This is a genomic window from Pedobacter sp. GW821-FHT01D05 (genome assembly GCF_059422505.1).
Genome location: NZ_JBWKXA010000016.1, coordinates 1 through 1,310 on the forward strand (window position 1 = coordinate 1; position 1,310 = coordinate 1,310).

Genomic DNA, 1,310 nt, shown 5'->3' on the forward strand with positions numbered 1-1,310 from the left:
CGGTCGTATTCTAGGTTTACCACAATTGCAAATTTATTTTAAGAAAAACTCTTTTTTTGGAGTTTTTCTTAGCTTTTATGACGCTCTCCTATAATTCTCTACATACATTTCTCCTCTCTTAACAAGTGAGAACATCCTTAAAATCAGTTTGAACTTCACATTGTTTAAAACAAGATTATAGCCTTTGGTCTTTTGTTTACGTTCTGCATAAGCTGATATTTCAGGATCATGCTGCATAGCAGACTTTGCGGCCTGATTGAGTTCCTGTTTTAGTTCCTTTTGTGCCAGATAACTCACTTTTGGCTTTCCCTTGATAGTTGTTCCAGATGTATTTCCGAAAGGTATTACCCCCACGTAAACTGCATACTTCCTTGCGTCTGGAAAAGATGCAAAATTTTCTGTGTAGGCGATCGTCATCCAGGCATTTACCTTGCCAATTCCCTTTATACTACTTATTATACGATAATTTTTAAGCATCTCTCTATCCTGCTTGATAATAGAGGCAATCTCAGCCTCTATTTCGGACTGATGCTTCTGGTCTGCTTTTATCTTTGAGCGGATAATCTTGCTGATCCTATCATCCTTGCCGGTTGAAAACATGTATATCCTTTCTTTTAAAGTACTTTCCAGGCCAGCCTTTTCCCTTACCAGTCTTTTCCGAAAGGAAAGCAGCTGCCTGAGTATAAGAATATTGTTGTTCAATGGCCGGGATGCCTCCAGGCGCTTGATCTTATCCTCTCCATACTGACCTATGCGGAAAGAATCATCCTTGTCGTTTTTTCCGCGTACCATGCCCATTGAATTTTTGATCTGCAGGCCAGATAGCCTGGTATAGGCTATTGATTGCGATTCCAGAAACTGGATAAAACGGTACTCATAGCCGCCTGTAAATTCCATAACAACCAGTACTTCTTTAAGCTCAATTGAATTGATTTTGCACCACTTTTTAAACATGGCAAATCCTTTACTATGGTTATCGATCTTAATATGCAGCCTGCGTTCTGCACAACTGATATCTAGTGTAAGTTTTGATACATCTACTCCTAAAATAACATTCCAGTTTCCCATACGTTTATCTTTTAGTATATTTAAATAAACTGTCTTTTGCCGATCACCTTTGATAGTTCAAAGAAAGTATTCTAGCTAGGCCTTGGACAGTAATAAAAGGCAGGGACTAATACGACCATAAGTTCTGTGAACTAGAGATGACGGAAGTTCACCCTGCCTTTTATTTAAACGCTTACCAAGCTTTCTTCTTGTAATACTATTTGGAAGAAGAAAATCAGTTGGATAAACCAAAGGAGATGACG

Annotated in this window: 1 protein-coding gene; it reads right to left on the reverse strand. The window is 38.5% G+C overall.

The window, feature by feature from the left end:
* Positions 1-75: 75 nt before the first annotated feature.
* Positions 76-1,068, reverse strand: coding sequence for an IS110 family transposase (locus AC07VK_RS24770; RefSeq protein WP_492963983.1), 993 nt, complete (start codon positions 1,066-1,068; stop codon positions 76-78).
* Positions 1,069-1,310: the final 242 nt, after the last annotated feature.